The organism is Prevotellamassilia timonensis, from assembly GCF_021531665.1.
Taxonomy (GTDB): Bacteria; Bacteroidota; Bacteroidia; order Bacteroidales; family Bacteroidaceae; genus Alloprevotella.
Genome location: NZ_JADYUH010000121.1, coordinates 1 through 770, shown reverse-complemented (window position 1 = coordinate 770; position 770 = coordinate 1). Strand labels below are relative to the sequence as shown.

Here is a 770-nt window from a genome sequence, read left to right as displayed (position 1 = left end):
AAAAACTTGCATTCGCCTTTTTCGGAACGTATATTTGCAAACGGGTTCGGGTAGTATGAATCTCCGTTCCAATTGACTTGCAACCAGGAAAGAATCATCTTGACGCTTCGGTCAAGACAGGGTGAGGTATTACCTTTTCCGAACGCCTTCTCGGACGGTTTCCGAACGCCTTCTCGGACGGTTTCCGAACGCCTTCTCGGACGATTTCCACATACTACTCCGAACCACTCAGTTCCGTAACAAACTCAAAAAAATATATATGAAAACAAAGAATTTGAAGATCCTTTTGGCGAAGAGACTGATCAAGGACATCTTCGCAAATCTTGGGGAACTCTTCGCGTTGATGGCGAAGGATCCCCTCCCGATGAGAAAAGCATCCGAGTGGCAGAACCCCGACTTCTTCGCCACTCCTCCGGCGTCGCATGTGCAGAATGTACAAGAAACACAAGAAACACAAGAAGCGCAAGAAGCACAGGTAGCGCAAGAACCGCAGGCAGAACAGGCAGCACAGGCTGTCGCTCAGCCTCAAAAACTCGCTCAGCCTCAAAAAGCCCCTCAGGCACAAGACGTTTCAAAGAAAAAAGCCGGACGCACGGTAGATTTCTACGTACGCCCGAGTCAGGTAAAGGAAGTGATTGAGGCACAGTGGGAGGTGCGCTGCAACGCCACGAACTTCGCACCCGAAGCGCGCCGCAAGGGAGAAGATGCCCCCTTCAGAGTCATGGACGAAAGACTCCAAAACTCCATCATCTGGAGCGTACAAGAAATAT

1 protein-coding gene is annotated in these 770 nt (G+C 50.1%); it reads left to right on the top strand.

Annotation, left to right across the window (positions count from 1 at the left end; genetic code table 11):
* Positions 1–259: 259 nt before the first annotated feature.
* The coding region (locus I6E40_RS10615; protein ID WP_235387236.1) for a hypothetical protein at positions 260–770 on the top strand (511 nt) is incomplete at its 3' end.